9 protein-coding genes are annotated in these 7,485 nt (G+C 70.2%); 7 read left to right on the top strand and 2 right to left on the bottom strand.

What is annotated here, in order from left to right; translation table 11 throughout:
• Positions 1-273, bottom strand: a 273-nt coding sequence (locus CA984_RS41305; RefSeq protein ID WP_133061939.1) for a GntR family transcriptional regulator, incomplete at its 3' end; no start/stop codon positions are given.
• A 67-nt stretch (positions 274-340) separates the two neighbouring features.
• Here CA984_RS41305 and CA984_RS41310 point away from each other — a divergent pair.
• The 4 genes from CA984_RS41310 to CA984_RS41325 all read left to right on the top strand — a co-directional run bounded on the left by CA984_RS41310 (position 341) and on the right by CA984_RS41325 (position 3,826).
• On the top strand, positions 341-1,336 hold the full coding sequence (locus CA984_RS41310; RefSeq protein WP_242676463.1) for a DMT family transporter: 996 nt from the start codon (positions 341-343) through the stop codon (positions 1,334-1,336).
• An 11-nt stretch (positions 1,337-1,347) separates the two neighbouring features.
• Positions 1,348-1,602 carry a hypothetical protein gene (locus CA984_RS41315; protein ID WP_133061940.1) on the top strand — a complete coding sequence of 85 codons (255 nt, stop codon included), beginning with the start codon at positions 1,348-1,350 and terminating at the stop codon, positions 1,600-1,602.
• Positions 1,603-1,703: 101 nt separating this feature from the next.
• Positions 1,704-3,356: a fumarate hydratase gene (locus CA984_RS41320; protein WP_086578784.1), complete on the top strand. Its 1,653-nt coding sequence runs from the start codon at positions 1,704-1,706 to the stop codon at positions 3,354-3,356.
• Positions 3,357-3,412: 56 nt separating this feature from the next.
• A complete protein-coding gene (locus tag CA984_RS41325) occupies positions 3,413-3,826 on the top strand; it encodes a TIGR03668 family PPOX class F420-dependent oxidoreductase (protein WP_086578785.1) in 414 nt (137 codons plus the stop codon).
• 99 nt (positions 3,827-3,925) lie between these two features.
• Here CA984_RS41325 and CA984_RS41330 read toward each other — a convergent pair whose 3' ends face one another.
• Positions 3,926-4,441: a GNAT family N-acetyltransferase gene (locus CA984_RS41330; RefSeq protein ID WP_165781613.1), complete on the bottom strand. Its 516-nt coding sequence runs from the start codon at positions 4,439-4,441 to the stop codon at positions 3,926-3,928.
• Positions 4,442-4,594: 153 nt separating this feature from the next.
• Here CA984_RS41330 and CA984_RS41335 point away from each other — a divergent pair, with 153 nt between their 5' ends.
• The 3 genes from CA984_RS41335 to CA984_RS47530 all read left to right on the top strand — a co-directional run.
• Positions 4,595-5,203: a superoxide dismutase gene (locus CA984_RS41335; protein ID WP_012894880.1), complete on the top strand. Its 609-nt coding sequence runs from the start codon at positions 4,595-4,597 to the stop codon at positions 5,201-5,203.
• A 69-nt stretch (positions 5,204-5,272) separates the two neighbouring features.
• Entirely contained in the window at positions 5,273-6,406 is a 1,134-nt protein-coding gene (locus CA984_RS41340) for a serine/threonine-protein kinase (protein ID WP_086578787.1), read from the top strand.
• A 35-nt stretch (positions 6,407-6,441) separates the two neighbouring features.
• On the top strand, positions 6,442-7,485 hold a 1,044-nt coding region (locus CA984_RS47530; RefSeq protein ID WP_207621238.1), incomplete at its 3' end, for a serine/threonine-protein kinase.

Here is a 7,485-nt window from a genome sequence, read left to right on the forward strand (position 1 = left end):
GGCCCTGGCCGCGTCCGGGGGGCGGCTCGCCGCCGGGGCCACGCTGGTGCCCGCGCCGACCCGGGAGATCAGCAGTCCCTCCGCGACGAGCTGCTCGTAGGCCTCCACGACCACGCCGCGCGACAGCCCCAGGTCCCTGGCCAGCTCCCTGCTGGCGGGCAGCCGCCCGCCGGCCGGGAGCCTGCCCCGCCGTACGGCCTCCCGGAGCTCGCGGGCGATCTGCCCGGCGATCCCACCCGCCGCCCGGTCGACCACCAGATGCAGATCGGCCAATTGGTCCTCTTTTTTAGCGCTGCATTGGACCCCGTACGGGAACCATTGGCTTCCTAGCATGGCCGACATGAGCACAGATGTCAGCATCACCGCCCCTCCGGCGCGGATCCGGGGCCTGAGCCAGGCGGCGGTGGCCATGTTCCTGGTCGGCACCCTGGCCGGGGTCTCCGGCGTGATCCAGGATTACCCGGTCTACGGCGGTCAGGCCCTCCGCTACCTGCTCGCCGCCGCCGTCCTGCTCGCCGTCACCCGGCTCGCCGGCCTGCGGGCCGTACGGCTCACAGTCCGCGAGGGCGCGCTGCTGGCCGCGCTGTCGCTGTTCGGACTGGTGATCTTCAACGTCTGCGTGATCGAGGCCACCCGGCGCGGCGGCCCCGCCCTGGTCGGCACCGTGCTCGGCACCGTCCCGCTGGCGCTGGCGCTGCTCGGCGGCCGCCCCTCCCCCCGCGTCCTGGGAGCGGCGGCGGTGGTGGTGGCCGGGGCGACGCTGGCCACCGGACTGGGCAGCGGCGACCTGCCGGGACTGATGTGGTCGCTGGGCGCGCTGTTCTGCGAGCTCTGCTTCTCGCTGCTGGCCATCCCGCTGCTGCCCAAGCTGGGGGCGGTCCGCGTCTCGGCCTACTCGGCCGCGCTGGCCGTGCCGCTGCTGGCCGTCACCGGCCTGCTCCTGGACGGCACCGCGATGCTGCGCGTGCCGACCCTCCCCGAGGCCCTGGGCCTCGGCTACCAGTCGGTGATCGTGACCACCGTCGCCTTCTTCCTCTGGTACGACGCGCTGCCCCGGATCGGCGCCGCGACAGCGGGGCTGTTCGCCGGGCTGATCCCGGTCGGCGCCATCGCCACCGGCGCGGTCCTCGGTCTGGGCACGCCCTCGGCGCCCGATCTGCTCGGAGCCGCCCTGGTGGTCACCGGGATCGTCATCGGCCTCAGTGCGGCTGGTCGGCCTGCGACTGCGGCAGGCTCGCCCGCTGCTGAGGGACGTCGACCTGCTGCTGGGGCAGGTTCACCGGCGGCTCCGGCCAGCTCACCGGCCATTGGGGCGTCTGGCCGTCGATCTCCCTGATGTTCCTGAGCGTGAGGACGATCAACGAGACGGTCAGTCCGACGATCACGACAACCGCGATTATCGCGATCATGACGATATTGCTGCTCATGATGGTGTTGGCGGCGTCCATGGTGCCCTCCGGCTTCCGCCTGATGTGTGACCCGGTCCTTTTCCAGCTTCCTCTGGGTCTTCGGACATATGGGGACAATGGACGCAACGGGCACTTAATGCTTATCCCAAATACTGATTTTTCGTCTCATGTCACCCCGTTATCTGTGCCGTGACGAGCTACCCGCCTCCCTCCCCGACCGCGACAGCCGGGCGCGACGGGGAGGCCGTACCCTCTAGGAGGACCGAAGGCCCCCGGCACGGAGGATCGAAGACGATGCCCGAGTTCGACTACACCGACCTGCTCCCCATGGGACCGGATGAGACGCGATACCGTCTGATCAGCGCCGAGGGGGTGCGCGTGGTCGAGGCTGCGGGCCGCAGGTTCCTGGAGGTCGAACCCGAGGCGCTCCGGCTGCTGACCGAGACGGCGATCCACGACATCTCCCACTATCTCCGGTCGTCCCATCTCGCCCAGCTCCGCAAGATCATCGAGGACCCCGAGTCCAGCGGGAACGACCGCTTCGTCGCCCTCGACCTGCTGAAGAACGCCTCGATCTCGGCCGGCGGCGTGCTCCCGATGTGCCAGGACACCGGCACCGCGATCGTGATGGGCAAGCGCGGCCGCCACGTGCTCACCGACGGCGCCGACGCCGAGCACATCTCACGCGGCGTCTACGACGCCTACACCAAGCTGAACCTGCGCTACTCCCAGATGGCCCCGATCACCATGTGGGAGGAGAAGAACACCGGCTCCAACCTCCCCGCGCAGATCGAGCTCTACGCCGAGGACCCCCACGGCCACCCGGACGAGTACAAGCTGCTGTTCATGGCCAAGGGCGGCGGCAGCGCCAACAAGTCGTTCCTGTACCAGGAGACCAAGGCGGTCCTCAACGAGAAGCGGATGCTCCAGTTCCTGGAGGAGAAGATCCGCTCCCTCGGCACCGCCGCGTGCCCGCCGTACCACCTGGCGATCGTCGTCGGCGGCACCTCCGCCGAGTTCGCCCTGAAGACGGCCAAGTACGCCAGCGCCCGCTACCTGGACGCCATCCCCACCGAGGGCTCCCCGAGCGGGCACGGCTTCCGCGACACCGAGCTGGAGGCCAAGGTCTTCGAGCTCACCCAGAAGCTGGGCATCGGCGCGCAGTTCGGCGGCAAGTATTTCTGCCACGACGTCCGCGTCATCCGCCTCCCCCGCCACGGCGCCTCCTGCCCGGTCGCCGTCGCGGTCTCCTGCAGCGCCGACCGCCAGGCCCTGGCCAAGATCACGCCTGAGGGGATCTTCCTGGAGCAGCTGGAGACCGACCCGGCGAGGTTCCTGCCGGAGACCACCGACGAGCACCTGTCGGACGACGTCGTGCGGATCGACCTCAACCGACCGATGCCGGAGATCCTCGCCGAACTGACCAAGTATCCGGTCAAGACCCGCCTGTCCCTGAGCGGTCCCCTCGTCGTCGCCCGCGACATCGCCCACGCCAAGATCGGCGAGCTGCTCGACGCCGGCGGCGAGATGCCGCAGTACCTCAAGGACCACGCGGTCTACTACGCCGGTCCCGCCAAGACCCCCGAGGGCTACGCCTCCGGCTCCTTCGGCCCCACCACCGCCGGCCGCATGGACTCCTACGTCGAGCGCTTCCAGGCCGCCGGCGGCTCCAAGATCATGCTCGCCAAGGGCAACCGCTCCAAGCAGGTCACCGACGCCTGCGCGGCCCACGGCGGCTTCTACCTCGGCTCCATCGGCGGCCCCGCCGCCCGTCTCGCCCAGGACTGCATCAAGAAGGTCGAGGTCCTGGAATACCCCGAACTCGGGATGGAGGCCGTCTGGAGGATCGAGGTCGAGGACTTCCCCGCCTTCATCGTCGTGGACGACAAGGGCGAGGACTTCTTCAGCGACTCGACCGGTCCCGTCCTGTCCATCGGCCGCCGATAGCCCACCGGCCACGGCCGGTGGGCCGTGGCCCGTCCACCGCGATGTTGAATGGCGGGATGGACGAGCTCGAGGCCCGCGCCCGGTTCCGGGACGCCCGGGTCGCCCGGCTGGCCACGGCCGACGCCCACGGCAGGCCCCACCTGGTGCCCGTCACCTTCGACCTGGACGGCGACACGGTCGCCTTCGCGGTCGATCACAAGCCCAAACGCACGACGGACCTCCGTCGCCTGCGCAACATCGCGGCCAACGACCGGGTCTGCCTGCTGGTGGACCACTACGACGACGACTGGACGCGGCTGTGGTGGGTCCGCGCGGACGGGAGGGCCCGGGTCGCGGGGGACGGCGCGGACCGGGAACGGGCCCTCGCGCGTCTGGCGGAGCGCTACCCGCAGTACCGCGACCGCCCTCCCCGGGGCCCGGTGGTCCTGATCGCGGTGGAGTCCTGGACGGGCTGGTCCTACGGGGGTTAGACGTGCCCCGCGTCCAGCCGGGCCCGGAAGGCATGGTCACCGGAGGGGTCGACGGACGTCCCGCCCGCCTCGACATACCGGTCCGGGACGTACGGGGGATCAGGCGTCGGGTGAGAGGTAGATCCGGAAGGCGTCGCCACGGACCGTGAACTCACGGAGGCAGCTCCAGCCGAGGCGTTCGTAGAGGCGGACGGCGGCGGCGGCCTTCGGCGAGGTGACCAGCCAGGAGCCGCCCGCGCCGGCGATGACGCGCCGGACCAGGGCGGCGCCGATGCCCTGCCCGGCGAAGCGGGGGTCGACCGCGACCTCGTGGACCTCGAAACGGGAGGTCAGGACCGACAGGTCGCCGACGGCGCCGGCGATGGAGGGGTAGAGGCGGTCGACCGGCCAGGGGTCCGGGGTCGGGAAGCCGTAGGTGAACCCGGCGGGCTCGCCGGCCAGATAGGCGATGTCGCAGCGGAATCCGGGCGTCCGGGAGTGAGAGGCCAGCCGGCCGGCGAAGGCGTCGATCTGATCAGGGGTCTCGTGCCACGGCGGCGGTGCGAACGCCGCCGTGTAGACCGATCTCAACGCCGCGGCGGCAGGCACTCGACCGAACGTCAGCCCTGCAGGCACGAGACCCCCTCTGGACCAAACTGACATCTGCCATCATGAAGTAGTTGCGAGATATTCGCAATAACTGAGAGACCTAGGTCGCAAGACTGATGCAGATGCATGAAGGTTGCAATAGTGTCCGAAGGAGCAGTGATCAACGAGGAGGTAGACCCCATGGGTGAGTACACCCTTCCGGATATGCCCTACGACTACGCGGCACTGGAGCCCGCGATCACCGGCGAGATCCTGGAGCTGCACCACTCCAAGCACCACGCCGCCTACGTCAAGGGCGCCAACGACACGCTGGAGCGGCTGGCCGAGGCCCGCGACAAGGGCGAGTTCGGCGGGCTGGTCGGACTGGAGAAGACGTTCGCCTTCAACCTGTCCGGGCACGTGCTGCACTCGATCTTCTGGCAGAATCTCTCCCCCGACGGCGGCGACCGCCCCGACGGCGAGCTGTCCGCGGCGATCGACGAGCACTTCGGCTCGTTCGAGGCCTTCCAGAAGCAGCTCACCACCGCCACGGCCGGCGTCCAGGGCTCCGGCTGGGGCATCCTCGCCTGGGAGCCGCTGTCGCGCCGCCTGGTGATCGAGCAGGTCTACGACCACCACGGCAACGTCGGGATCAACACCACCCCGCTGCTGGTCTTCGACGCCTGGGAGCACGCCTACTACCTGCAGTACCGCAACGTGCGTCCCGACTACGTCGAGAAGCTGTGGAGCCTCGTCAATTGGACGGATGTCACTCAGCGTTTCTCAACTGTCACGAGCGCGAAAATCTGACCGAAGAACGCAAGAAGATTCGGCCCGGTCTCTACTGGTCGCATTACGCAAATCGGTAAGCTGCCCCACATGCGTGCGCCGTCCGGATATCTTCTCGCAGCGCGCTACCGGCTGTCAGAACCGGTTGGGCGCGGCGGCATGGGCACCGTCTGGCGAGCGCACGACGAGCTGCTCGACCGGGAGGTGGCCGTCAAGGAGGTGCGGCTGCCCCTCGTCCTCGACGAGGAGTTGCGGGCGGAGCTGTGCGCCAGGACCGAGCGCGAGGGCCGGGCGACCGCGATGGTCGCCCACCCCTCGGTGATCACCGTCTTCGACGTCGTCACCGAGGACGAGCGCCCCTGGATCGTGATGGAGCTGCTCCGGGCCAGGTCCCTGGAGCAGCTCCTCCAGGACCGGGGCCCGCTCCCGCCGCGCCAGGTGGCGGAGATCGGGCGGCAGGTGCTGGGCGCGCTGCGTGCCGTACACGCCAAGGGGATCCTGCACCGCGACGTCAAGCCCAGCAACGTCCTGGTGACCGACGACCGGGCGGTGCTCACCGACTTCGGCCTGGCCGCCCTCGAAGGCGACGTGTCGATCACCCAGGCGGGCATCGTGCTCGGTTCGGCCGGATACATCGCCCCCGAGCGGGTGCTGGGCGCCAAGGCCCACCCCTCCGGCGACCTGTGGTCGCTCGGCGCCACCCTCTACACCGCCGTCGAGGGCCGCGGCCTGCACGGACGCCGTACGGCCGCCGCCGCGCTGGCGGCGCTGACCAGCGGCGAGCCCATCCCGATGGAGAAGGCCGGGCCGCTGACCCCGGTGCTGCAGGGCCTGCTCAAGATCGACCCGAACGCCCGGCTCGACGCGGTGCGCGCCTCGCTGATGCTCTCCCGGGTGGCGGCCGGCGGATCGGCCGAGGAGCCGGTCGCCCAGGCCGCGAGCAGGACCGTCAGGAACACCGCGACGATCACCGTCCCCTCGTTCAACCGCCGCCCGCAGCACCGCGGGACACATCGGGTCGGCTCCGCGCCGATCCCGGCCCCGCTGCCCGTGCCGACCCCGGTGCCGCACCCCCGCGGGCACCGGCGTCCGGCCGAGGGCGTACACCGCAAGCCGTCGGAACGCCCCCCTGCTCAGCGCCCGTTCATCCGATTCATGACGCCTTTCATACGATTGATGCTCCCGCGACTTCTGTGGCCCAGGGAACTTCGTAAGCGCGGATAAAGCGATCTTCAAGCAAGAATCGCTATCTTCTTCTCATGCCGGAACAGCAGACGCGCGTGCTCGCTGACCGCTACGAGCTGATCACACCCCTCGGCCGGGGCACCATGGGCACGGTTTGGCGTGCCTACGACCGTTCCCTGGGCCGTGAGGTCGCAGTCAAGGAGATCCGCCAGGAGTCCGGGCTCAGCGAAGCACAGCGCGCCGAACTCCGAGAGCGCATGATCCGCGAGGGTCGTACGGCTGCCCGGATCAGCCATCCCTCCGTGGCCACCGTCCACGATGCGATCATCGAGAACGGCAGCCCATGGATCATCATGGAGCTCGTACAGGCGCGCTCCCTGGAACAGGTGATCGAAGAGGAGGGGCCGCTGCCGCCCCGGCTGGTCGCCGAGATCGGGGTGGACCTTCTCGGCGCGCTGCGGGCCGCCCACGCCCAGGGGGTGCTCCACCGCGACGTCAAGCCCGGCAACGTGCTGATCACCGAGAGCGGCCGGGTGGTGCTCACCGACTTCGGCATCGCCAAGGCCGAGGGCGACACCAACCTCACCAAGACCGGCATGGTGATCGGCTCCCCCGGATACACCGCGCCCGAGCGGGCTCGCGGGGAGCACACCGGACCCGAGTCGGATCTCTGGTCCCTCGGCGCCACGCTGTATTTCGCGGTGGAGGGCCGGCCGGCCTACGAACGGTCCTCGGTGGCCGAGACCCTCGCCGCGCTGATGACCGACAGAGCCGACCCGCCGACCCAGGCCGGGCCGCTCCGCCCCGTGCTCGAACAACTCCTGGAACGGGACCACACGGTACGGCTGGCGCCGGCCCAGGCGGCGGCGATGCTCCGGGCGGTGGCCGACACTCCTTCGACCTCGGTGGACCCGGCGTTCATGACGCCGGTGATTCCCGTGAAAGCGGCAGCCCCCGTGAAACCAGTGACGCCCGCGACTCCCGCCCCGCCGGCTTCCGCCGCCACGCCCCCGGCGGACGAGGAGTTCGACGCCGACCGCACCATGCTGGTCATCCGCCCCAAGAACGGCCTCCGCCTGCCCGGCAGCGGGCCGGCCCCGGCCGCCGCGGAACCGCCC

This window comes from Streptosporangium minutum (assembly GCF_002149035.1).
GTDB classification, from domain to species: Bacteria; Actinomycetota; Actinomycetes; order Streptosporangiales; family Streptosporangiaceae; genus Streptosporangium; species Streptosporangium minutum.

Coding starts and splice junctions, on each gene's coding strand:
- CA984_RS41310 (WP_242676463.1), top strand. CDS start 341: ATGAGCACAGATGTCAGCATCACCGCCCCTCCGGCGCGGATCCGGGGC.
- CA984_RS41320 (WP_086578784.1), top strand. CDS start 1,704: ATGCCCGAGTTCGACTACACCGACCTGCTCCCCATGGGACCGGATGAG.
- CA984_RS41325 (WP_086578785.1), top strand. CDS start 3,413: ATGGACGAGCTCGAGGCCCGCGCCCGGTTCCGGGACGCCCGGGTCGCC.
- CA984_RS41335 (WP_012894880.1), top strand. CDS start 4,595: ATGGGTGAGTACACCCTTCCGGATATGCCCTACGACTACGCGGCACTG.
- CA984_RS41340 (WP_086578787.1), top strand. CDS start 5,273: ATGCGTGCGCCGTCCGGATATCTTCTCGCAGCGCGCTACCGGCTGTCA.